Source organism: Microcoleus sp. B5-D4, assembly GCF_036705145.1.
In the GTDB taxonomy this organism is placed as follows: domain Bacteria; phylum Cyanobacteriota; class Cyanobacteriia; order Cyanobacteriales; family Microcoleaceae; genus Microcoleus.
Genome location: NZ_JAUBTV010000020.1, coordinates 51,523 through 76,088, shown reverse-complemented (window position 1 = coordinate 76,088; position 24,566 = coordinate 51,523). Strand labels below are relative to the sequence as shown.

Annotated in this window: 16 protein-coding genes and 1 pseudogene; 10 read left to right on the top strand and 7 right to left on the bottom strand. The window is 45.6% G+C overall.

What is annotated here, in order from left to right; genetic code table 11:
* Window positions 1–457 precede the first annotated feature (457 nt).
* The 3 genes from QUB10_RS12435 to QUB10_RS12425 form a co-directional block, all read right to left on the bottom strand.
* Complete coding sequence (locus tag QUB10_RS12435) at window positions 458–2,971, bottom strand: MASE1 domain-containing protein (protein ID WP_333202478.1); 2,514 nt, start codon at window positions 2,969–2,971, stop codon at window positions 458–460.
* A 572-nt stretch (window positions 2,972–3,543) separates the two neighbouring features.
* Window positions 3,544–4,884 carry an ABC transporter substrate-binding protein gene (locus tag QUB10_RS12430; protein WP_333202476.1) on the bottom strand — a complete coding sequence of 447 codons (1,341 nt, stop codon included), beginning with the start codon at window positions 4,882–4,884 and terminating at the stop codon, window positions 3,544–3,546.
* A 31-nt stretch (window positions 4,885–4,915) separates the two neighbouring features.
* Window positions 4,916–5,890, bottom strand: a complete 975-nt coding sequence (locus tag QUB10_RS12425; RefSeq protein WP_333202474.1) for an RsmB/NOP family class I SAM-dependent RNA methyltransferase — start codon at window positions 5,888–5,890, stop codon at window positions 4,916–4,918.
* Window positions 5,891–5,941: 51 nt separating this feature from the next.
* Between QUB10_RS12425 and QUB10_RS12420 the strand changes: the two genes are divergently transcribed.
* Genes QUB10_RS12420 through fmt form a run of 3 tightly spaced genes read left to right on the top strand, consistent with a single transcriptional unit; the run spans window position 5,942 to window position 7,575 of the window.
* Entirely contained in the window at window positions 5,942–6,334 is a 393-nt protein-coding gene (locus QUB10_RS12420; protein ID WP_333202472.1) for a Uma2 family endonuclease, read from the top strand.
* A complete protein-coding gene (locus QUB10_RS12415) occupies window positions 6,324–6,524 on the top strand; it encodes a hypothetical protein (protein ID WP_333202470.1) in 201 nt (66 codons plus the stop codon). Before QUB10_RS12420 ends, QUB10_RS12415 begins: the two co-directional genes overlap by 11 nt.
* A gap of 37 nt (window positions 6,525–6,561) precedes the next feature.
* Complete coding sequence (fmt, locus tag QUB10_RS12410; protein WP_333202468.1) at window positions 6,562–7,575, top strand: methionyl-tRNA formyltransferase; 1,014 nt, start codon at window positions 6,562–6,564, stop codon at window positions 7,573–7,575.
* Window positions 7,576–7,828: 253 nt separating this feature from the next.
* Here the strand turns inward: fmt and QUB10_RS12405 are convergent, their stop codons facing one another.
* The 3 genes from QUB10_RS12405 to QUB10_RS12395 form a co-directional block, all read right to left on the bottom strand.
* The gene (locus QUB10_RS12405) at window positions 7,829–9,070 is read right to left on the bottom strand and encodes an exonuclease SbcCD subunit D (RefSeq protein WP_333202466.1); all 1,242 of its coding nucleotides are present in this window, start codon (window positions 9,068–9,070) and stop codon (window positions 7,829–7,831) included.
* A 236-nt stretch (window positions 9,071–9,306) separates the two neighbouring features.
* A complete protein-coding gene (locus tag QUB10_RS12400) occupies window positions 9,307–9,882 on the bottom strand; it encodes a Uma2 family endonuclease (RefSeq protein ID WP_333202464.1) in 576 nt (191 codons plus the stop codon).
* Between the two features lie 87 nt (window positions 9,883–9,969).
* Entirely contained in the window at window positions 9,970–11,247 is a 1,278-nt protein-coding gene (locus tag QUB10_RS12395) for an ATP-dependent DNA ligase (RefSeq protein WP_333202463.1), read from the bottom strand.
* A gap of 352 nt (window positions 11,248–11,599) precedes the next feature.
* On the opposite strand from QUB10_RS12395, the gene QUB10_RS12390 reads away from it, so the two are divergent.
* The 7 genes and pseudogenes from QUB10_RS12390 to QUB10_RS12360 all read left to right on the top strand — a co-directional run.
* The gene (locus QUB10_RS12390; protein WP_333202508.1) at window positions 11,600–11,899 is read left to right on the top strand and encodes a glutaredoxin family protein; all 300 of its coding nucleotides are present in this window, start codon (window positions 11,600–11,602) and stop codon (window positions 11,897–11,899) included.
* A gap of 37 nt (window positions 11,900–11,936) precedes the next feature.
* Window positions 11,937–13,499, top strand: coding sequence for a UDP-N-acetylmuramoyl-L-alanyl-D-glutamate--2,6-diaminopimelate ligase (locus tag QUB10_RS12385; RefSeq protein ID WP_333202462.1), 1,563 nt, complete (start codon window positions 11,937–11,939; stop codon window positions 13,497–13,499).
* A 420-nt stretch (window positions 13,500–13,919) separates the two neighbouring features.
* Window positions 13,920–14,924 (top strand): hypothetical protein, encoded by a 1,005-nt coding sequence (locus QUB10_RS12380; RefSeq protein WP_333202460.1) that lies wholly within the window; start codon window positions 13,920–13,922, stop codon window positions 14,922–14,924.
* 230 nt (window positions 14,925–15,154) lie between these two features.
* Window positions 15,155–19,534, top strand: coding sequence for a serine/threonine-protein kinase PknK (locus QUB10_RS12375; RefSeq protein ID WP_333202458.1), 4,380 nt, complete (start codon window positions 15,155–15,157; stop codon window positions 19,532–19,534).
* 52 nt (window positions 19,535–19,586) lie between these two features.
* Window positions 19,587–20,237, top strand: coding sequence for an IS607 family transposase (locus QUB10_RS12370; RefSeq protein WP_333202506.1), 651 nt, complete (start codon window positions 19,587–19,589; stop codon window positions 20,235–20,237).
* Between the two features lie 9 nt (window positions 20,238–20,246).
* Window positions 20,247–21,323, top strand: coding sequence for an RNA-guided endonuclease TnpB family protein (locus QUB10_RS12365; RefSeq protein ID WP_333202456.1), 1,077 nt, complete (start codon window positions 20,247–20,249; stop codon window positions 21,321–21,323).
* Between the two features lie 80 nt (window positions 21,324–21,403).
* Window positions 21,404–22,558: pseudogene (locus tag QUB10_RS12360) on the top strand (sensor histidine kinase); the annotation flags it as partial.
* A gap of 104 nt (window positions 22,559–22,662) precedes the next feature.
* On the opposite strand, the gene QUB10_RS12355 reads toward QUB10_RS12360, so the two are convergent.
* Window positions 22,663–24,279, bottom strand: a complete 1,617-nt coding sequence (locus QUB10_RS12355; protein WP_333202454.1) for a HAMP domain-containing sensor histidine kinase — start codon at window positions 24,277–24,279, stop codon at window positions 22,663–22,665.
* Window positions 24,280–24,566: the final 287 nt, after the last annotated feature.

Genomic DNA, 24,566 nt, shown 5'->3' with positions numbered 1-24,566 from the left:
GCGAGAATAAGCCCTTGGGCCATAGAAAAACTGTTCGGAGTATTTATCAAGTGAACTTAGCCTCAAAAACTAGGTGGCAGCCAAAAAACGATCGCGGACGAGGGTACTGGCCAGGAAAAATTCTTATTCCCATGCCAGCGGAAACGATTTCAGGACTTTTCGTATTTACTCATAAATGAATTCTGGTTATCTAACTCGCCCTCATCTTCTACTTCTATAGCAATCCTACATCATTTGTGAATTTATTACTCCCGATCGAGCGGGATCGGGAAGGGTTGGGGTGGGGTAAAAAAAATCCGAGTCATTTAAGATTACTCTATGTTAGAAAAACCTACTAAATTAACAGCGTTTTTAATGTGATAAATTATGGCCAAATCTCCCTATCTGCTAGCGGAATAATCAGCAAACTGCGGAGGCCAATAAAATTTACAGGCATCAAAATAACTGTAAAAAAATATTATTGGTCAGACTTTTCGGTTGAGATCGAAAGGTCGGTGAAAATAGCTGGCAGCCGAATGGTAAAGGTAGAACCTTTGTCCTCCTCGCTGAATGCGGTAATGTCTCCGCCCATCATTTCGCAGAATTTCTTAGTAATCGTCAGCCCCAAACCAGTGCCACCGTACTTCTTAGTAGTTGAGGAATCGGCTTGGGTGAAAGGCTCAAAGATTCTGGCTAACTGTTCGGGAGTCATGCCAATGCCGGTATCTGTGACCGTAAAAATGATCCAATCTTGAGCGGAAGATAAGAGAGACAAGCTATTTTCAGCTTGGCCACCTCCTCTATACGCTCCAAGTTTTTTGCCTTTCTTTGCAGGGTCGGCGGGGATTTCGACGGATCGGGTAACGGCGAAGGTAATCGCGCCGGAGCAAGTAAATTTTGCGGCATTGCTGAGGAGGTTGAGCAGAGACTGCCGGAGTTTAGTTTTGTCGGTGTGCATCGACCCAATATCCTCGGGGCATTGTATTTCTAGGATATTGCTATTTTTGTGTGCCATCGGCGCGATCGTGGCCACTACTTCCTCAACCAGAGTTGAAATGGTGAAGGTTTCGAGGTCGAAGTCGATGCGGCCTGCTTCAATTTTGGTCAAGTCGAGAATATGTTTAATCAGCGCGAGTAGGTGCTGGCCGGCCGTGTTAATTCTCTGGAGGTCGTCGATGAACTCTTCGGCACCAAGGTCTCGGGCGTCTTCTTGCAGGAGCTCGCTGTAGCCGATGATGGCGTTGAGGGGGGTTCTGAGTTCATGACTCATGTTGGCGAGAAAAATGCTTTTGGATCTATTTGCAGCTTCGGCGGCTAATGCGGCCCGGCGGAATTCTTCGGAACGCAAGCGTTCGGTGATGTCGGTGGTCATGATTAAAACGCACTGAGTGCTGCCGAGGTGGATGAGTTCCACTGACAGCAGCCAGTCGCGCACTTCGCCGGCTTTGGTGCGAATTTTGATTTCTTGGTTGCTGAGCGAATTTTGTGATTGCAAAATCTGGGCGAGCCGCCCCCCGTCTTCTGAATTGACCAACATTCCTAAGTCGCTGGGAGTGCGGCCGATAAATTCGTGCCGCAGCCAGCCCCCGGAGCGCAAAAAGCTTTCGTTGGCATCGAGGAAGCATCCATCTGTGAGGGTGCAGATGCTGATCCCGACTGGGGAGGCGTGAAAGGCCTTGGAAAATCTTTCTTCTGAAGAACGCAGGGCGGCTTCGGCTTGCTTTCTGTCTGTGATGTCTTGGACGGTGCTGGTGATGTAGAGGGAGGTGACATCGGCTTGTTCGTAGACTGTGCGGTTGCTACCGTCGGGCAGTATGAGCCTGTAGTCGATGCTGTAAGGCTGTTGCTGAAATAAAGCGGCTTCGATCGAGGTTCTGACTAATTCTCTGTCTTCCGGGTGCACGTATTCCAAGAAGGCTTCCAGGCTGGGTTCAAAAGTTCCCGGTTTCTCTCCCAAGATGCGGTAAATTTCCTCTGACCACCGCAATTGCTGGGCGTTGCGGTCTAAGTCCCAGTTGCCTAGCTGGGCGATGCGTTGGGCGTTAGCGAGGCTGGCTTCGCTGGCGCGCAGGGAGGCTTCTGCTTGGTGGCGTTCGGCCACGGTGGCAGCTAAGACTAAGCCGGTGACGGCGATGACGGCGATGAAGGCTTGCAGGGATAACAGTGCTTGGGGGATACTGCTGGCGTGTTTGAGGAAGGGGCCGCTGCCTCGGGCGATACCCCAGATGGCGAAGCCGCAGAGGATGAAGTTGGAGAGGGCGGTGTAGCGTTGACCGAATCGAAAGGCAGCCCAAACTACTAGGGGAAATGGTAAGTATTCGAGGGGATAGCGGGCGTAGGCGGCGCGGGTGCGGGAGCAAAAGACGAGCCAGCCGACTGCGAGTAGCAGCAGCAGCCAAATCGCTCGTTCAGCTATCTGTTTGCGATGGGTGGGGACTTTGGGCAATTGTTGCCACGTCAGCAGCAGCGGGGCGACGAGCAAAATTCCCATAGCGTCTCCTACCCACCAAGTCCCCCAAATCGTGCCAAAATTGCTCCAGCTAGATAAACCGGTCAGGCCTACGAGGATGCTGCCGATGGTGGAGTTGATTAGGGTAGATCCCAAGGCTGCTAGTCCGACTATTCCTAAAACGTCTTTGAGCCGATCGAGCCCGGCGCTAAAGTTAATGCCCTGGAGTAGATAAGTTCCCGTCCACGCTTGCAGGGTTCTGGCGCCTGCCGAGATCAATGCCGTGCCGATGTTGGCCGACGGTACGCTCATGCTGAACAGGAAGCCTCCGATCGCGATTCCCGGCCACAGTTGCCGCCCGAACAGCAGCAGGGCTGCTTGGGCAATTCCTGCTGCCGGCCACATCGGGTAAATTTCTGAACTGAGGGTGAGGCTGGAAATGGCGAATTGCGACGCCCAATAGTAGACCAGGGCGATCGCGCCTACTGCGAGGAAGTACCGCCAGGAATGTCCTTTGATTGCGTTAAGGAACTTTGTCTGCATGGTCGTTTGGGGAAAAGGTGGACGGTTGTTGGGGTCTCAGTATGTGGCACGGGACAGGCACAGGGTAGAGAAAATGTTTCTATTAGGTGATGGTAGGTCATGAGTGGTAGGTAGTGGGAGAAGCGTTTGAGCTAACTTTTTGTGGTGCCGTTGAGGGTTCGGTTTTTTTGTTGGATCAAATCTGCCCATGAATTTCGAGAGGAGCGCTTTTTTGTAAATATATCTCTAATGGCTAAGCAATTGGTTTGTAAATTTTTGGTTTTTGTTAAAAATTTATTACCGAGCGACAGTGGGTGTCTTTTTGTGTCGGGCGATCGTAACTCTATTCACCCTAACATTTTGCACCATGCTCAATAATACCTAAAATACCTAAAATACCTAAAATACCCATAAACGCGACGTAAAATCTCTGCTTTTAGGTAAGTTTGGGGCCCGAAACACGGTTTCTGATTAGAAGTGCAGGCGGTAGTGATTTTCACTAGATTTTTAACCAATTAATCGACGCTTCAAGTCTGGCGATCGAATACAGTGAAAGCGGATAATTTACAGCTAATAAAAATATTTTTTCTGGTCTATTTCTCTTTGGCTGTTGCAATATCTAAGGTTAGTGTCAAACGCTCTTGAGATTCTTTAAGGGCATCTTGGGGGTTGCCGCCGAGAAGGGTTGCCTCTATGGCGCGACCGAGGTTTTCTGACAGGCGGGAGTAACCTGATATAATGGGTCGCGCTCTGGCTGAGTTCATTTGTTCTAAAAATACTCGCAAAACAGGGTTTTTTTCCACAAAGCTTTGATAAGCTTGGCTCTGTCTCGATTTTAAGTTAATGGGTAAGTAACCTGTTCCCAATGCCCATGCTGTTTGGAATTCTTCACCTATAACGTATTCTAAGAATACTAGGGCTGCTCGCTCTCGTTCTGGCGAGGTTTTCATTAAAAATAGGTTTTCACCCCCGACGACGGCTGCAGGGCGTTTGAGGAGCGGTAAAGGCATTGCTGCGTAGTCGATCGCGCTTTGCTGCAACTGTGCTAGCGTCCACGGCCCGGTGATTTGCATGGCCACTTTCCCGGCGATGAAATTGTCGAGTTCGTAACCGCGTTCGGGTGCTGACAATATTGCTGAACCTTCTTTTAACAAGTCGCTCCACAATTCTAAGGCAGCGTGAGAACCGGGATTATCTATTTGGGGTACAGGACTTTGAGGTATTTCGCCTTTGAATTCGCCGCCTGCGCTGAACATGAATGGCAGCCAGGTAAATACTGTCCATTCTCCTTTGCCTAGGGGGAGCACTATGCCGTGTTGATCTGTGCGGCCGTCTCCGTTGGTATCTCGGGTGAGCGATCGGGCTACTTGCTTTAATTGGGCCCAATTCTGCGGCACTTTTTTGATTCCTGCTGCTGCAAATAAGCTGGGACGGTAAAATATGGCGACGTTGTTTGTGCCTAGGGGAACTGACCAAGTGTGTCCGCCAAGTTCCATTGACTCGAAGAGGGCCGGGTCGATTTCGGCTTTCCGGGGCGATTTGTCGAGCCAGTTTTCTAAGGGTTCAATTGCGTCGAGTTCTGCTAGTTTTCCTGCAATTGAGGGGCCATTCCACAGCACATCCGGCGGTGCATTTCCAACTATTGCTGTGAGTATTTTTGGGAGTTGTTGGTCGGGCTGACCGATGTAAACTGGTTTGATCTGGATGTTGGGATGCGTTTTGTTGAATTGGTCTGTGAGGGTTTGAAATACGTCGCGGTTTGGGGGGGGATTGATGCCGTGCCACAGTGTGAGTTCGAGTGGTTCGCCGTTTTTTGATGCGGGTGTTGTGCTGTTTTGACAGCCGCTTAATATTAGCAGATTTAAGGTAAGTAAAATGCCGAGCGCTAGTTTGAGTGGCTTTTTAATTGCTTTGGATAATTGGGATAAAATCATTTGTTAGTTGGATTCAGGGAAGAAGATTTTTTTAACCGCCGATGAACGCGGATAGTGAGAGGTTGGTAAAACGAGCTAAATCTCGAAAATCTGCAGGTAGCTGATTTCTCTCTCCATCCGAGGTGTTTTGAAACAAAACGGTGAAAGCTCCTGCTCCTAGTCTATCTTGCGGCCACATCCGATAGCAAGAAATTTCTGTCAGGTGCGATCGATATTTTTCTAAATGAGGAACAGTGACTGGCCCAAATTCGGGGAATTTGCTTAACAGCCATTCGCTGACTTGTTCATTTTCTGCGGTTGAATAAGTGCAGGTCATGTATGCAAGATAACCTTGGGGCGCTACAATTTTAGCAGAATTGGCTAAAATTCTTTTTTGGCGGTTGGCATTGCTGTTGATGGTGACATGATGAAAGCAGCCGGGTGCTTTGTCTCCTTTTGCTAAGAGTGATTGACCAGTACAAGGAGCATCTACTATTACTAAATTAGCAGTTTGTGGTATCTTTTCGGCAAGTATTTTTGAATCGACGTTGGCGGCGGCGGATGGGTTAATTCGGCAGCGTCTTAAATTAGAGATCAGCATTCCCATGCGTTTGCCTATGACTTCGTTGCACAACAGCAATTCTGGGTTTAATGTTTTCCAGGCAAATATACTTTTTCCTCCGGGGGCGGCGCACATATCTAAGATTAGTTTGATTGGCGGGGGTATTGTTAACAGCGTGGAGGCGGCGAAGATTGAGGAAAAGTCGAGACAGTAGTAATGTCCTGCTTGATGTAAGGAATGTTTTCCCGGCTGGGATTCTAAGGCTAGTCTATCTACAAATTCGGGTTGCCAAGAAACTGGAATTTCGAGATTAAATGGGTTTTCTGTTGGTTTTGGTTGCACCCACAAGATGGCAGGATTAAAAGCTTGGGGATTGGTGACGGCATGAATAAATTTTTCTTGTTCTGCGGTGTCGGCAAATAAGCTGCGGCTGAGTTTCAGCAGGAGATTCGACGGGCTTCCCATGCTCTGACAGATATGATAAGATTGAGATGAACACTAAAAACTGTAAATCCGATGATAATTCCTAGTGTAGAACAGTTAGATTTAACTTTGGAAGAATGGATGCAAAATCCTCCTGACGGGACGGAGTGGGCGGACGGTAAAGTTATAGTCAAACATCCTGTAGAATTTGTAAATGGAGAAGTAGTGGGGAAACCGGGAATGACTGCAAAAACTCGCCGCATTCAATCAAAGCTAGATTATTACTGGAGAAGTTACATGATCTCAAGCGGCCAAGGGGGCGAGGTTTATGTGGAAGTTACTTGTCAAACTATGAAAAAAGGGCGAATACCCGATGTATCTTATATTACTCCTGAACAGTTGGCGCAAGTTGGGGAGTTTTCAGTTTTGCCCCAGAGTTTTCCGCTGCTAGCTGAGATTGTTTCGCCTAGCGATTTTGCTTGCTGATGATGTTTTTGCTAAGGCACAGGAGTATTTAGAATCGGGATGTTTGGAAGTTTGGCTGCTGTTTCCTAAGAGTAGTTGGGTGTTAGTAATTACTCAAAGTCAGGTGGTTTTGTTCAAGCCTGGTGAGGTGGCGACAACTCAGGTTGTTTTGGCAGGATTTAGGGTGGCGGTGGATGAATTAATGGCGTAGTTTTGTTGTTATTATTGTACAAAATAAGTAAAACTCTATGAAAATTGTTTTTTTTGGCACTCCCGATTTTGCTGTTCCTACTTTATCCAGTTTGCTGAGTCACCCAGAATTTGAGGTTGTGGGTGTGGTGACTCAGCCGGACAAACGTCGAGGAAGAGGGAATCAATTGATGCCTTCACCTGTAAAAGATGTGGCTTTAAATCACAGTCTCCCGGTTTGGCAGCCGCGCCGCATTAAGAAGGATTCTGAAACGCTTGCTAAGTTGCGGGAAGCGGAGGCGGATGTTTTTGTGGTGGTGGCTTACGGCCAAATTCTGTCTCAAGAAATTCTGGATATTCCTAGTTTGGCTTGCGTTAACGTTCACGGTTCAATTTTGCCGAAGTATCGCGGTGCGGCGCCGATTCAGCGCTGTCTTTTTGACGGGGAAAAGACAACAGGAATTACTACTATGCTGATGGATGCTGGGATGGATACTGGGGCGATGCTGTTGAAGGCTTTTGCTGGTATTTCGCTGTTGGATAATGCTGATTCTTTGGCGGATAGGTTGGCGGAAGTTGGGGCGGATTTGTTGATAGAAACTTTGGTAAAATTGAGAGACGATAAGGTTAAAGCTGTTGTTCAAGATGATGCTGAGGCGACTTACGCACCGATGATTAAGAGTGCGGATTATGTGCTGGATTGGTCGAAAAGTGCGATCGACCTTCACAATCAAGTTAGGGGCTTTTTCCCGGATTGCACGACGACTTTTCGTGGCAATTCTCTGAAGGTGATAGCTACTGTGCCCGTCGGGCCGGAATATTGGCTGCAATTACCACCAGATTTGAGGGTTTTGGAACGCGAATGGCCTGTTTTGGATCAGTTGTCGGGCGCAAATGGGGAAGTTGTCAAGGTTGTGAAGGGGTTGGGGGCGATCGTCCAAACCGGTGATGGTTTATTATTGTTGCGGGAGGTGCAGTTGGCAGGGAAAAAGGTGCAGTCTGGGGTGGATTTTGCGAATGGAACTCGGTTGGTTATAGGGGAAGTTTTTGGGATGGTTGAAGTTAACGAATGAGAATTAAATAACTTCCACAAGTTTGTGGGATGGGCGTCCCGCCCGTCTTTTTTGGACGGGCGGGACGCCCATCCCACAATAACAATTAAAATTGTAAGTTCTTTAATTCGCGATCCTAAGTAAATGAGTGGTAGGGAGAAACCGGGTTTCTGCGAATCATTTGGGTTGAGTACGAAAAATATAGGAAGAAACCCGGTTTCTGAGATTGTGTGGTAGGGAAAATTTACATACCCGATCTTACCTAAAATTCTACCTAAAATTCGACCAAAACTTCCTCCGTACCACCCAACAAACCCTGCGCCGCCTCTAACATACTCTCAGCCACATCTTTCAAATCTTCGCGACTTGCTAAATAAGTTTTCAAAGCTTCTAACGGTTCTATACTATTATTAGCATTCAATTCGGGTAAACGCGGCCTTGCTAACTGACTGACTAATTCCGGCTGAATTGTGTAGCTGTGCGCCGCGCCGAGAAGTGCGTGCAATTCTGCGTTATCAATGAGATCTAATTGTTCCGATCGCAATTGGTAAATCAATCTCACAACCGCGTCTTGTATCTCTTTCTTGCCAATAGCTTTAACTAACTCAGCTTGCGGGCTTTCAGATTCCGAAACATTCACTTTAATCGTCTGAAACACCCGCACTGGCAAAGTGCAAAATTCCCACTCTGCTTTTCCCCGTTCCAAGTTAACTAACACAAAACCTTTGTCTTCTTTCTCTTCACTAAAATCAACTCGTTCGATACTTCCGGGATAAATTACGGGCGGATTGTTGGAAGCATTGAGATTTTGGTGTTTGTGTACGTGGCCGAGAGCAACGTAATCAAAACAAGGGCGAGTTAGCATGGAAACAGGAATGTTAAAACCTTTGCCAACTGCTAAAAAACGTTCGGCGCCCAGACTTGCTTTATCTGCCATTAAGTGCGCTAAAAGTACGGTTGGTATGTCGGGGTTGAGGCGGCGAATTTCGCCTTCCATTGCGATCGTCAGTTTTTCGGTTAATAATTGGTTAACATCGCCCATAGACAGGCTTTCAGTCTCGGATCGCGTCATTAAGGTCGATCGAGTCAACCAAGGCAATGTTACCACCTGTACGGGCCCGCTGCGGGTTTGAATGAGGTGAGTGTCCAGGCGATCGCCTACAATAAACTTAGGTATCCCCAAAGTCCGATAAATTCCCAAACTCGCGCCACCTTGTCCCTGAGAATGTTGGTCGTGATTTCCTATTAGCAAAACCGTCGGAATTTGCGCGTCAACCAAGCGGCTGAATTGGCGGGCAAAAGCCTCTTTAACAAACGGTGGAGGCGTCGAATCCGGGAAAGCATCGCCGCCGAATATGACTAAATCTACGGGTTCAGAAATTGCTCTATCCATACATTTGCTCAGCGTCGCCGCGAAGTCTTCCAAGCGCGTATTTAAACCGGTTTCGGGATTAATCCGGCCGTGAGAAAAGCCGCTTCCCATGTGAATGTCTGAAAGGTGTAAGATTTTAATCATTGTTTTTTATTTGTTAGCTATTGTTTCGGTTCGTAGTGAGGACTGATATCATGTCCGGTAGAGCGAGATCGATTTTTGTAGGGGCGGGTTCACCAACAATACCTGCCAATAATTGACAATCTCAAAAACCCGCCCTGACCGAGATATTATGGTTAATCGATCGGACATCATATGAAGTCCTCAGAATCAGGACTTGCATTCCTCACTACGAACCTAAGAAAGTTGTTTTTCATACATCACAATATGAGGCCGGGTACTTTTTGATAAATTTCGCTAATGGCACAACTAAAATTCGCACTAACAAATTCTACTCTATCTCCTTGTCGGTAAGTCTGAGAAGCCCAATTTCCCTCAGCATTGAGTCGAAAACACTCAATTTTAATCTCAGATTGAGTGATGAGTACGTATTCTTGCAAACTCGGCGAAGTTTGGTAATCGGCAAATTTATCGCCCCTGTCAAAAGATGCAGTTGAGGGCGACAATACCTCAACTACTAAAGATGGATATAAAATGAAGTCTTCGGTTGAACTTGTATCTCTTTCGTCGCAAGTCACCGCTACATCAGGATAGTAATAGCAATTTGCCTTTTCCAGTCGGACTTTTATATCTGATGATAAAACTAAGCATGGCGTATTCAGAAGATGATTTCCCAGCAGCCGAACTAAATTACTACCAATAACAATATGAGGTTTTTTTGCCCCCGTCATTGCATAAACGTGTCCGCGTCTGTATTCGTGTTTGATGGGGCTTACTCGTTCGCCTTCTAGGTACTCTTCTGGGGAAATGTAGAAATTATTTTTGCTAACAAACATTGATGTGTCCTCCGATATTTTTATTTGACACTATTGGTTAATAATCGCATACCCGGCTGGGAAACGGCACTGCCGTTTCCTACAAATTTAACAAAACTCCAGAAATCGTGCGTGCCATAATTTGCCACTTTCCGTCAAACCCTGCGATCGCACTTTAATTTTGACACTTTTGGGGTTAGCCTCGTAGAGTCGGGCAATTTCCTGCATTTCCTCCCCGCTAAACCCGGTTCCGACGGTTCCTACTGGGACTAATTTGCCATCAATTTCTTGCGCTACTTTGACGGCGCTAAAGGGTCGCCCCGCCACTTTTGTAGCCGTCAAACCCACAATAAACAAATCGTGTTCTTGACAGTATTTAGTCCTCACCATCGGATATTTTTTAACATCTTTGCCGCCGACATACTGGCAGTTGTGCAACACCCAAACTTCGCCTTCTTTATTTTCAGATTCCTGCTGATTTGCCAGGACGAGTTTTTCGGCGGTAGTGCGAAATGTCGGTACAATTTCAAAGGCTGGGGATAAAGTCGCCAGCATTTTGCCAACTTCAACTCCCGCTGCAATTCGTTCGGATTCTGCCACGGTAGTTAAGTCATTGCCTTTGAAAAACAAACTTTTAAAAATGGCATAAATTGCGGTTGGCTGGGTTGTCGGAAAACCGCTTTCAATATTAACTGTAGCAGCTTGCGCCCCGGTGCGGTGTTCGCTGCCCGTACAGCTTTTGTAATACAGTTCGCCGTCTAAAACAAAGATGCCCATTTTAGCGGCTTTGTCGATTAATGCTTGTTCAATTTCAACCGATGCCTGTTGCCGCAGGTTAGTCGATCGCGATTGGTAGTATACTTTATCTGGCGTCGCGATGACCACTACTCGATTGCCGTCGCGTTTTGGCTGTCCCCAATAATCGGGATTTTCGATGTAGTAAGAACGTTCACTCGGCGCGTCAACTGGCTGCATTGTCACAATCCTTCCCGGCTGCAAATGCGGCGGCAATTCGGGAACTACGGGGTTATTAACAGTCTCTATTTTTGGGGCGGAAGTTGATTTTGCAGCAGGAGCAAGATTGGTGGTAGAATTGTTTGGAGTATTGAGGGCGATCGGCTTTTCTCCGGTTTCCAATTCAAACGCTCTTTTCCAAAAGCCGATCGCCATTTCGGGGTATCCTTCCGACTCCGCGCACAGTGCAAAACCGATAACTTTTGCCGTACCGATGCCGCGCCCATAATCAGATAAATACTGCACGGCCCCCGCTTCTCCCATCAAGTGCAATCCTCGCGTGACGATGCGATTGTTCCAGCGTTCTCGAATGTCGGCGCTAATTTTTTTAGCTGCTTTTCGCTTGGCTTCGGCGTATTCGGTGCAGTCCATACTGCCTCCTTTATGTAGGGCTATTTATATACTATACTCATCATTGATTTATTAGTCAAGCATAACTGGACAATTAGGTGGTGTGAATAAATTTAACTCTTTCATTTGTGAACTAGATTTATTTTTAAACCGCAGAGGCGCAGAGGGCACAGAGGAAGAGAAGAAAGAGAGGGATGGGGTTGTAGTGTTTTGATTGTCAAGCGTGGTAATCTGTTCGCTGCCAATGCTAAGATAACTTCGATCGCGCATGGCGACCAATAAAGCCGTAAGTTGCGTCTTACTCGCGTTGGATTCGCTTTCCTTGCGATCGCACCTTCGAGAATTTAAGAGCGAGTTTAATTGTACTCTTATGATGCGATTGATTTTGTACAGCAAACCCGGATGCCACTTGTGCGAAGGGTTGCAAGAAAAACTCGAACAGATTGAAAGCCTGAAGTTTCAACTCGAAGTCCGAGATATTACTGAACGTGACGACTGGTTTCAAGCTTATCAGTACGAAGTTCCAGTTTTGTTTAAAGTGCAGCCTCAGCCAATAAATTCTGCTAGCGATGCTGCATTGTCCCCGGAAGAACTTGTGCCCCGTCCTTCTCCCCGCTGCACAATTGTCCAATTGGAACAAATGTTACAGAAATATTTGCAAATAGATGAGTAAGAATAGATTCAACACATCCAAGTGAGGAGTTTTTCAGATGAAATTGAGAGAATTATTAGCAGCAGTTCCCAGCATTTCCTTTGACGCCAAACATCCCGCCCTCGATGCCGAAGTCAAGGGTTTATCCACTAATTCCCACGCTTGTCAGGCGGGGGATTTATTTTTAGGAATGCCGGGAACTCGTGTAGATGGGGGAGATTTTTGGCAAAGTGCGATCGAATCTGGTGCACTTGCCTCCATAATTTCCACCCAAGCAGCCGAGAAAACACCCCCCCAACCCCCCCTTAGCAAGGGGGGGCTAGAAGAGGTTCCTTCCCCCCTTAGCAAGGGGCTAGAAGAGGTTCCCTGCGTCATCGCAGCAGCGGATATGGCTCAAGTTTGCGGCCAAATAGCCACTGCTTTTTACGGCAATCCAGCTAGCAAATTAAAACTTGTCGGCGTTACCGGGACTAATGGCAAAACTACAACAACTCATTTAATCGAATTTTTGCTCAATGAAATGCAGTTGCCGACGGCAATTTTTGGTACGCTTTATACTCGCTGGCCGGGTTTCCAAAAAACTGCACTTTACACCACACCTTTTGCGGTTGACCTGCAAAAGCAATTAGCAGAAGCTGTAGCAGCCGGATGCAAACACGGGGTGATGGAAGTCAGTTCTCACGCTTTAGCGCAACAGCGAGTTTTGGGCTGTAGTTTTGAAGTTGCTGTGTTTACAAACTTGACTCAAGACCATCTCGATTATCACCGCGATATGGAAGATTATTTTGAGGCAAAAGCCCTTTTGTTCGGTTCGGATTACCTCAAAAATCGCGCTGTAATTAATATTGACGACCCCTACGGGAAGCGGATAGTTGAAACCCTCAAATCTGAAAAAGTTTGGAGTTACAGCACTAGCGAGAAGACGGCAGATTTGTATGCTGATGATTTAGAATATCAGCCTAATGGAGTTAAGGGAATGCTGCACACTCCCAAGGGCGAAACTGCTTTTTCTTTGCCTTTAGTCGGTCAGTTCAATTTATCAAATATGTTGGCTGCTGTCGGTGCTGTTTTAGAATTGGGTTTAGATTTGTCCGCAATTGTGGAGAAATTATCTCAGTTTTCGGGAGTTCCGGGACGGATGGAACGGGTGCAAATTAGTCCCGACCAAGATATTAGCGTTATTGTCGATTACGCGCACACTCCCGACAGTTTGGAGAACTTGCTGAAGGCGTCGCGGCTGTTTATTCCGGGTAAGATGATTTGTGTGTTTGGCTGCGGTGGCGATCGCGATCGCACTAAGCGGCCGATCATGGGTAAAATCGTTGCAGAATTAGCCGATTTAGCTGTTGTTACTTCCGACAATCCGCGCACGGAAAATCCCGATCGCATTTTGGAGGATGTCCTAGCAGGAATTCCCGCCGAAGTCAAGCCGATCGTGATGTGCGATCGAGCCGCTGCAATTCGCACTGCTATTATGGACGCTAAACCCGGAGATGGCGTGCTGATTGCAGGGAAAGGACACGAAGATTATCAGATTTTGGGCACCGAAAAAGTCCATTTTGACGATCGAGAACAAGCGCGAGATGCCTTGAAAGAAAGAAGGAACGAGCTTAGCAGTTAGTTATTAGTTATTGGTTATTGGTTCCCATGTCGCTCCTGGGAACCAGTTAAATAACAAATAATAAATACAATACTTCGGAAACTTTTTAATGGGCAACGGTATAATGGGGGTTTCGGACTCCAAGATGCCAAGTTCGCTAACGGTATAATGAAGGTTTCAGCCATTTTTCTCAAAACTGTCCGGGGTATTGTAAATAAAAAATCCGTATTTTCACTACTAGACAAACTGGTTTCTCTAGGCTTATAATAATGAATATAAAATCTTTCCTAAAAAAGCGGTCGCTATAATCTAAATCACAAAACATCAAATTTTAGCTCGCATTTGCCCAGAGAGGTGCATCATTATCGATAGATCGAAAAATTCGCATAGATAACGAATAATCGATTATCGTCAAACCGTTGCGGAGTAAAGACTAAATTCATGACTACTTATCCCTATTTGGTGCAACCAACATCATTCGATCCATTGTTACCTTCGGTAGAGTTATCTGTTTCCTTCGCCCAAAAGTATTTGCAACATACGAAAAGCAGTGACTCTGCACCTGTTGTTAACGATAACTTTCTCGAACGACGGCGTGCCCAAATCGCAAAAAAAATGTTGGAATCGCTGCGTTCTGTAAGTGCAAAATCCTGGACTAGAACCGAAGATTTGCTGTCGCAAGTATTAGTTGAACACGGAATTGATACCGATTTAATCGATCCGTGGCAGATTTCTGGTGGGATTCATAAAGTCTACAAGTTTGCGATCGAAGCCTATGCTCAGCAACTACCGCCCCATAGTATTGTCACCAAAGTCAGCCCAGTGCTCGGCGAAGTCCGAAAGCAAGTCACAGCAATTGACCCGCGCGTGATTGGCTTTGTAGCCATGCAATATCACTACACAGGAGTGCAGTTGATGGAGTTGCTTCCCGACGGTGAACAGGAAAAGTTTGCTAACTACGTCAAGATTCTCGACGATCATCTGTATATGCCACTGCAACGCGCCTACAGTGCGGCGGGGAAGCATCCAGCGGATTCGGTGGCGCTGCAATCTGTACGGTTGCTGATGCCGATGATGACCAAGATTTCTGAACGGATAGTCGATCGCGTAAATCAATTATACCCGCACTATCGCTGTCATTCTGGGCTGCTCAACACTCCAAAGATCCGCACATCTAGCATCCGCGATGTCGAGATGTTTCAAGTTTATATGTGGGTTTGTCTGCTCGAAGGGAATCTGCACGCCCTAGAGACAGAATTGTTTCCCCTGTGCGTGATGATTTACCCTAAACTAAATGTGAATTGGGGACTTATCAGCAAAATGACTCACTTACTGCGTAAGGAGATTGGGGCCTGTCTGTCACCCGAGCAAGCGCAGTATTGTGAACCATTCTACGAGATTCTGCGCCGTATGTTTTCAGCGGAAGTTTTTCCTAATACTGATTAATATCGCTTCTGTGAATGTTTCATCAACGGCTGAAATTCCATCTCATAAGTATCTCTGGCAATCTGGCTGCAAAGCTCTCAAAGCTCTGTCCAGAAATATCTTTCGGGTTCATGACTTGTTAACAGTCTAGGGCCAGCCAAGCCGATGAAGCCCCTAGATTAATTAAATCAAGGGGTAAATTATACTGAAAATCAGAGTACAAAATACTTTAACAAAAAAGAGCGAGCGCTATGATAGAATTAGCTGGCTATCAAATTTTCGCTGGAATTTATTCAGGCACTCGCACCCTAGTTTATCGCGGAATTCGCCTGTGCGACCGAAAACCGGTCGCCATCAAAGTCTTGCGAAATGAGTATCCCAGCTTCAGCGAACTCTTGCATTTTCGCAATCAATACACGATCGCCAAAAACCTAAATTTGCCCGGAATCATCCAAACCTACAGCTTGGAACCCTACCGGAACGGTTATGCGCTGATTGTGGAAGACTTCGGGGGAATTTCTCTGAAGGAATGGACGGGGAAAGGAAAAGCCGTGCAATCTCTGGTTGATTTTTTCCAAATTGCGATCGACCTGAGCAATACATTAGATATACTGTACCGCCACCGCATCATTCACAAAGACATTAAGCCCGCCAATATTTTAATAAATCCTGAGACTAAACAAGTCAAACTCATTGACTTTAGTATTGCATCTTTGCTGCCACGAGAAACTCAAACACTGATGAGTCCCAACGTAATCGAAGGAACACTCAGCTATATATCTCCCGAACAAACAGGAAGGATGAATCGCGGCCTTGACTACCGCACAGATTTCTATTCATTAGGTGTAACTTTTTACGAATTGCTGACAGGAAAATTGCCATTTCAATCCACCGATCCAATGGAATTGATCCACTGTCATATTGCCCAGCACCCAACATCTGTACGTGAAATTAATCCCGAAATACCCCTTGTCCTCTCGGAAATTGTCAGCAAATTGATGGCCAAAAATGCCGAATCTCGCTATCAGAGTGCATTAGGGCTGAAAGCGGATTTAAAAAAATGTTGGCAACAACTCAATGAGACAGGTAAAATAGAGAGTTTTGCCATTGGGCGGCGGGATTTTTGCGATCGCTTTATCATACCCGAAAAACTCTACGGCAGAGCAACCGAAGTCGCTGCATTATTAGCAGCATTCGATCGAGTAGCAAACCCCTCTAAATCTCGTTCCCCAGAAGAGCCTGGAACCGATAGAAATGATGGAAAAGAAGATCTCCTCTTGATTAAGGAGGACTGGCGTGACTCGAACTTATCCCGCAGCGAAATGATGCTAGTTGCCGGATTTTCCGGCATTGGGAAAACCGCTGTAGTCAACGAAATTCACAAACCCATAGTTCGGCAACGCGGTTATTTTATCAAAGGCAAATACGACCAATTTCAACGCAACATTCCCTTTAGTGCTTTTGTGCAAGCCTTCCGAGATTTAATGGATCAATTACTCTCAGAAAGCGACGCTCAGCTAGAACGATGGCAAAGGAAAATTATCAAGGCTCTTGGCGAAAACGGTCAAGTTATTGTAGAAGTAATTCCTGAATTGGAACGAATTATTGGCAAACAACAGCCTGTCTCGGAACTTTCGGGAAGTGCCGCCGAAAACCGTTTCAATTTACTATTTCAAAAATTTATCTCGGTTTTTGCTACAAAAGAACATCCCTTAGTGATTTTTTTGGATGATTTGCAATGGTCAGATTCAGCATCCCTGAAGCTTTTGCAAGTGTTGATGAGTGAAAAAGGTAGTCAGAATTTGCTGGTAATTGGGGCATATCGAGATAACGAAGTATCTCCGGCTCATCCATTTATGTTGGCAGTAGCAGAGATGGAAAAATCCCAAGTAACGGTAAATACTATTACCTTAGAACCTCTGAGTCAAGTCGATATTAACGATTTGATAGCAGATACGCTCTCGTGCGAGATCCTTCTTGCTCAGCCATTAACCGAGTTAGTTTATCAAAAAACCAAAGGCAATCCATTTTTTGCCACGCAATTTCTCAGGGCGCTACAGGAAGATGGGCTGATTGCGTTTAACTCCACCCCCTTTTCCCAGGGGGGAGAGAGGCGGGTAACAGGGGGGTGGCAGTGCGATATCGCCAAAGTCAAAGCCCTCACTATTACCGATGATGTAGTGGAGTTTATGGCGGTGCAATTGCAGAAATTGCCGCCAAAGACTCAGGATGTTCTGAAGTTTGCTGCGTGCATTGGAGCGCAGTTTGATTTGAATACATTGGCGGTAGTCAGCGAGAAGTCGCCGGAAGAAACTGCTGCCGATTTATGGAAATCCTTGCAAGAAGGATTCATCTTACCAACCAGTGAAATTTACAAGTTTTATATAGGTAAAGAAGAGGGGAAAAGCACCACCAACTTGCCAAATACCGCCGCTCAATTACCTCACTACAAATTTCTCCACGATCGGGTTCAGCAAGCTGCTTATTCATTAATTCCTGATGACCAAAAGCAAGCCACACATCTCAAAATTGGACAGTTACTTCTTCCGAATTTCTCCGAGGTTGAAAGAGGAGAAGAAGTGTTCGACATTATTAATCATTTTATCATTGGCTCGGAGCTAATAACGCAGCAACAAGAACGAACCAAGCTTGCTAAGATTAGCCTCTTTGCAGGGCAGAGAGCTAAACTCTCAACTGCTTATGAATCGGCGACCAAATATCTCGCTTTCGGTTTAACTTTCCTACCAGCTAATAAATGGGAGTCTGCTTATAAATTAACATTTACCATGTATTTAGAAAGCCTTGAGGCTGAATTTTTGGCAGGTCATCTTGAGGAAGCTGAAAATTTGATAAAAATCGCCTTTAGTTATGCCAACTCAAGTCTTGAGCGAGCCAAAATTATTGCGATCCAGCTAACTCATTATCAAAATAATGCCCTGTATCAAAAGGCGATTCAGGTAGGAATTGAAGGCCTGGAACTGTTAGGCTTAGAACTGGCGATTATGCCAGATGAAGCAGAGTTAGAAGCGATGGCTCTGGAAGTTAAAAAAACCTTAAATCAGCGCGCAGTTGCAGGACTAATCGACGCACCACTCATTGTCGATGAAGAACGCCAGATGCTGATCAAACTGCTAATGAACATGGTACCGCCCACTTACCTGACTAATCAGGAGTTGTTAGTGTTGGTTGTTTTACACATGACCAATCTCTGTTTGCAATACGGGAATACCAATGTGGCGGGTTTTGTTTATGTTTGGTATGGCACAATCCTCTGCCAACGCTTTCAAGACTATGAACTGGGCTATGAGTTTGGAGTTTTAGGGTTGAAGGTGAATGAAAAATTTCATAACACTACCCTAAATGGCAAAATTTATATGTCCTTCGGCAACTTTATCAACCATTGGCGTAAGCACGTCAGTTCCAATCTTGTTTTGCAACAAGCTGCTTATCAGGGCGCAATGGAGGTAGGGGATTTTTCTTGGTGTCATCACAGTGCTCTGTTCAGTTTCTGGCAGCAGGCGATCGTCTCAAGCGATATTCACAGTTTGCTGGCTCGACATGAAAAGTACATCAGCTTTGCGGAACGAACGGAGATTACGACAGCTTTTGCCCTAATTCTTCAGTGCAAGCTCCTAGAGAATTTGCAAGGGCTAACGATAGGGAAGTATAGCCTTAGCTCTGAAACATTTGATGAAGAGTCGGCGCTAGCAACATTCACTGAAATTGGCTATGGCTATGGCAGTAGCACTTACTATTTCGCTAAAGCATTTTTGTTTTTCACCTATGGTGAGTATGCTAAAGCTTATGAAATGTTAGTAGCTGCGGCAGAGTTTTCTAATACACTATATGGACAATTTCAACGTGTTCTGCATTGTTTTTATCAGTCTTTGAGTGTATTGCAACTTTATGGGCTAGCACCGGAAAAACAACAAAAAGATTATCAAGAAGTTGTTCAGAAGAATAGGGAACAACTTCAAATCTGGGCACACAACTGTCCTGAAAACTGTCTGTCCAAATTTCTGCTTTTAGAGGCGGAGATGGCTCGTGTTGCTGAAGAAAAATGGCAGGCTGCTGAGTTGTACGATCGCGCCATTCAACTCGCTAAAGAAAACCAATTCCTCAACGAAGAAGCCCTCGCCCACGAACTCGCCGCTAAATTCTACCTCGGCTGGGGCAAAGAAAAAGTCGCTGCAGGCTATATGCAGGAAGCCTACTATTGTTACGCCCGCTGGGGAGCAAAAGCCAAAACCGATGACCTAGAAAAACGTTATCCCGATCTGCTGCGTCCCATCTTAGAACAGTGCGTCCAACCCTTCACTATTTTAGAAACCCTATCCACCCTCACCAATCCCACCTACTCAATTCATTCGAGCACCCACCACACTACCTCAAGCACCTCCATTAACCAGGCTCTAGATTTTTCGACTCTGCTGCAAATCTCCCAAATGATCTCCAGCACGATCGACCTGGATGAGTTGCTGCAAATTCTGAGCCAAACCATGCTACAAAACTCTGGAGCCGATCGCTGTGTACTGATGCTGTGCCCAGATCAACAATGGCAAGTGCGGGCGATAGCTACCTGGGAACACATTAGCCTGCAAACGGAACCCCTAGAGCTTGACCCTAGCTAGCGATTAAATAAACAAAATGGTACACTTATCGACAAACTACGACAAGTCTACCATGTTTAAGCCCCACGAATTTGCAAAAAAGCTTGGACTTTCAGTGAAAACCCTCCAGCGTTGGGACGCAACAGGGAAGCTACCAGCCAAGCGCACCTTGTCAGGTCATCGATTCTACACAGAAGACGACCTTCTAGTAGCCAGCGGACTCAGACCCATAGAAGCCAACAGGAAGGTCATCGTCTACTGTCGAGTTTCTTCTAGCGGACAAAGGCCCGAACTAAAAAATCAGATGCTGGCAATGGAAGCTTTCTGTCTGGGTAGAGGGTTAGTCGTCGATGACTGGATATCAGAAATCGGCGGCGGACTGAACTTCAAGCGAAAAAAGTTTCTAGCAATTATGTTGTCAATGCTTAAAGGCGAAATATCAACCATAGTAATCGCACACAAGGATAGAATGTGCCGCTTCGCCTTTGAGTTCATCCAGGAACTTGCTGCATCAGTTGGATGTGAGATTATAGTCGCCAATCAGGAGTCACTGTCTCCGCAGCAGGAATTAGTGGAAGATTTAATGGCCATAATCCACTGCTTCTCTTGTCGCCTATATGGACTACGAAACTATTCCAAAGAAATTAAAGATAATTTAAAAAATGCTATTGACAAGCCCGTACAAGATCTGTCAAACTCAGGCAACAAAGAAATTCAGTGTTGAGGTCGAACAATGCTTTTGTCCATCAAAACAAAATTAAAGCTAAACAAAAGTCAAGCAACAATTATGAGCAAACACGCTGGTATAGCGAGGTTTACTTACAATTGGGGACTGGCTACTTGGAACAGCCTTTATCAAGATGGATTGCAGCCCAACAAATATCTGCTCAAGAAATTCTTCAACAACCATGTGAAGCCTGAATTTACATGGATCAAAGAGACGGGAATCTGTCAGAAAATAACTCAATACGCCTTTGATAATCTTGGAGATTCGTTCTCTAGATTTTTATCAAAAAAAGGTGGATATCCTAAGTTCAAAAAGAAGGGGCATCACGACTCTTTTACTGTTGATGCAGGCGGTAAGCCTATCCCTGTGGGCGGTACGTCTATAAAGTTGCCGACAATTGGCTGGGTGAAAACTCATGAAGGATTGCCTCACACAACTTGCAAGTCAATTACTATTTCGCGCACTGCCGATAGTTGGTTTATTGCGTTCGCTTACGAACAAAGTCATGAGCCGACAATCAAAACTCATGAGGTTGTAGGAGTTGACTTGGGCGTCAAAGAGTTGGCTACACTTTCAACTGGCGTAGTATTTCCGAACCCAAAGCACTACAAATCACATATCCTAAAACTCAAGAGACTGTCAAAAATTCTTGCTAGAAGAGTAAAAGGCTCCAACAATAGGCATAAAGCCAAAATTCAGCTAGCGAAGCACCATGCAAAAATAGCTAACCTCAGAAAGAATACTCTTCATCAAATCACTACTTACTTATGCAAAAACCACGCAACGATAGTAGTAGAAGATTTGAATGTCAGTGGAATGCTAAAAAACCACAAACTAGCTCAGGTGATAGCTGACTGTGGATTCCACGAATTCAAACGTCAGCTAGAATACAAAGCTAAAAAGTTTGGTTGTAAAGTGATTGTTGCCGACCGCTGGTTTCCGTCAACCAAAACCTGTTCAAATTGCGGACTAATCCAAGATATGCCGCTGAAAGAAAGAACTTATAACTGTGGAAGTTGCGGTCATTCGATGGACAGAGATTTGAACGCAGCGATAATGTTATCACGGTTGGCTAAATCGTGAAAGCTTACCGAGGGATAGCCGCTCCCATGCTCCCGATGAAGTAAGAAGCAAATGTCTAGACTTCTCTAGTATTTGCCTAGCAGAACAATCCCACTGTTCCGGTTAAATTAATTCAGTATGTCAAAAACACCCTAGCAACAGTTGTCATTGATCACGCCAAAACTGATCTGCCTGTGATGGACGATTATTTAGAACACCACCAACCAGAGAGTTTGCTGGGTTTGCCAATTCTAAATCAGGGGAATCTGGTCGGAATTTTGTATCTAGAAAATCGGATAACCACTGGGGTGTTTAGTCGCGATCGCCTCCTAGTGCTGAATTTTCTCTCTAGTCAAGCGGCGATCGCTCTGGAAAATGCCCGCCTCTATCACCAAGTGCAGCAGACTTTGAATGAACTTCAGCAAACTCAGATGCACATGATCCAAAGTGAAAAGATGTCAGCATTAGGTAATCTAGTGGCAGGGGTTGCCCATGAAATCAACAATCCCGTTGGTTTCATTGCCGGGAACATTAATGAAGCTCATGCTGGACTCCAAGATTTAATAGATTATTTGCACCTCTATCAAGAAAAGTTTCCTGAACCGGGAGCAGAATTGATTGAGAAAGCAGAGGAAATAGATTTAGATTATCTAGTAGAAGATTTACCCAAAATGTTGAGTTCCATGAAAATAGGGTGCGAGCGCATCAAAAACATCAGCACCTCCCTCCGCACTTTCTCTCGCGCCGATACGGTTGATAAAGTTGAGGCCAATATCCACGAAGGCCTCAATAGCACTTTGATGATTTTACGCCATCGCCTGAAAGCGAACGACAAGCATCCTGAAATTAAAATCATTAAAGAGTACGGCAATATTCCCAAAGTAAAATGTTATTTGGGACAATTAAACCAGGTATTTATGAATTTGTTAGCAAATGCGATCGATGCCTTAGAAGAATCGAATCAAGGACGGAGTTTTGCCGAAATTCAAGCCCATCCCAATCACATCACTATTCGGACAAAAGTAGAAAGTGAAAAAGTAAAAATTTCCATCGCCGATAACGGAAAAGGAATGTCAGAAGAGGTGAAAAATCGGATATTCGACCATCTATTTACCACTAAAGATGTGGGCAAAGGAACTGGTTTAGGACTGGCGATCGCACGTCAAATCGTAGAAGAAAAACACGGCGGCAAACTGAGTTGTTTTTCTACACCGGGAGAAGGAACGGAGTTTGTCATTGAGATTTTAATTGATTAAAACTAATGACGGTTGACTGCGGTGCCCTGAGCGTAGTCGAAGGGTTGACTGTTGACTAATGACTAATGACTGTTGACTAATGACTAATGACTAATGACTAATCACTATTGCAGCGGCAAAAATACCGTCATCACCTCACCCTTTTGGGGCCGCTGGCGAATTACCAACTTCCCGCCAGCAGCCCGAAATAAATTCTTAGTCACGCTCAAATTTAAACTCAAACTTCCCGTCTCCGGCTGCACCATCAACAAAGGCCCGATCGATCGCAAAGGAGCATTCGCCGCTTCTGCAAAAGTCGAGGCGACATTACCTTCAGGTAAGTGTTCCGATTCCAACTGCAACTTTAACTGATTGCCGGCTAGTGTCACCTCCACCTGAATGCGACTCCCGGAAGGCAAAGTTCGAGTAAAATTCTCAATCAAATTAGTTAAAACCTGATCCAGCATCGTCGGATCGCTGACTACCGCAGGCAACTTTTTCGGCACAATAACTTCCAAAGTGTGGTTTCGCACAGCCGCCTGTTTTTGCCAGCGGGGAATGCTATTTTGTAGCACTTCACCGAGGGACATTGCTGTTAGCTGCACGCCAGAATTTTTAGCTTGCGACATTTCCAATTCCACGGCGCGGAAAATTAAACCGAAGCGATCGATCTGAGCGGTACACTCAGCATCAATCATTTCCAAACGCTTGACCACTACCGCATCGAGTTTGGGACGTTTCAGCAACAATCGAGTCAGCGTGCGAATAGTAGCCAAAGGAGTGCGGACTTCGTGGGCGATCGCCTGTAGCAATTCCACCTCTTTCGTAGCGAGAGGAATTGGAGATTGGCAGTTGATATCTGTAGCCGATAACTTGTGATGTTTATGGTTCAAACCATCATCAATTCTTTCATCCTTTATCCTGCCTGCTTCATCTTTCCCAATCGGCAAATTATGCAACAGCAAGCGGCTGAACTGCATCACTGTTTGATAATTTGGCTCCACAGGCAAAAACTGCTGGAACAGCGCGTCTAATTTAGTAGAATTATTAGTTAATTTGCTAACTGGTAAATTGAAGCTACCGTCAGAATTGGCAAGCAAACATTCGCTTTCAGTCACCCTGCGCCGCAAAACCTCCCAAGCTTTGGCGACTACTTGCGGATCGAAAGAAAATAGAAAAGCCGGAATTCCTGCAGAATTTTCACCCAAAACCATCACCAGGCTAAAACTAGCAGTTAAAACCAAACAAAACTGCTCGTTGGCTAAGGGATCACCACTTGCCAAAGCCAAAGCCGGGGCCGCCGCAGGCACTGATATTTGCACATCAGCCGCCGGCATTAAAGCTAAAGTTTGTCTAGCCCGAAAAGACCACAAAGCTGCATCGTTGTCGGGAATACTGGTAAAAATCCAATTGGCAAAGCCGTTGGCCAAAGCGGGGTGAGTCAAAACCGAAGACGGGCCCGACAACACCAATCCCTGACAGGAATTGGGGATTGTCGATCGACCATTTGCTCGATCAGCATCTGTTTTTTGTCCTGCTTTTTGCCGATCGAGCATTTGATTCAAAGCTGCGATCGCCCCATACCATTCCTGTTCAGCTTTGGGCCGAGAAGCCCCACGGCTTGCAGGACACCGATGGCGGTTGTTTCCTCCCGCCAACTTAGCATCAAAGAGACTCAGGTCATTTTCTTGGCCTTCGGAGGCTAAAATTTCGCTTATTGTCGGTAAAAAGTAAGTATTCATAGTAGTTATAAACCCACCTTCGGAGGCATGAAGGGTGAAGTATTTATGTATAGGAAAGTTCAGGAGTTAGGAGTCAGTCGATTTTAGATTTTAGATTTTAGATTTTAGATTTACCCCACAGATGCAATCTGGGAGATTGAACTTTGGTCTAAAATTTTTATCTTTCCACGACAGGAGTACGTGGCACGGTATCCGTTTTTGGGCCTTGTCAAGCACCAGCACGATCGAAAAATCCCGCATAATTTCTTGCGCCTTCCTCCTAACTCACAGGATATCCACATTTGTCA